Raw genomic sequence first — 290 nt, 5'->3', positions numbered from 1 at the left:
ATTTCCTTCTGAATCGACTGCGCGATATAAATACACCCATTGACCTTTTACTTTCACATATGTTTCATCGACTCTCCAGGAATCATTTGTTGTCTTAAGATGACGTCGTACTCTTCCGTCTAATTCAGGTCCATATTGATGCACCCAACGCATAATGGTGGTGTGAGCAATAAACAAACCTCGTTCCTCCATCATTTCCACCAAATCACGGAAACTTAGGTTGTACCGTAGGTACCATCTTACCGTTAACAAGATTATATCAGGCTGATAGTGCTTCCATTTGAACAAAT

At 40.3% G+C, this 290-nt stretch carries 1 protein-coding gene; it reads right to left on the bottom strand.

Annotated elements, in window-relative coordinates:
• A partial coding sequence (locus LOK41_RS28790) for an IS6 family transposase (RefSeq protein ID WP_241819478.1) occupies positions 1-288 on the bottom strand: 288 nt, incomplete at its 3' end.
• Positions 289-290: the final 2 nt, after the last annotated feature.

The organism is Bacillus sp. TL12 (genome assembly GCF_022625245.1).
Classification (GTDB): domain Bacteria; phylum Bacillota; class Bacilli; order Bacillales; family Bacillaceae_G; genus Bacillus_A.
The sequence above is the reverse complement of the archived record's forward strand: the minus strand, read 5'-3'. Positions and strand labels throughout refer to the sequence as shown.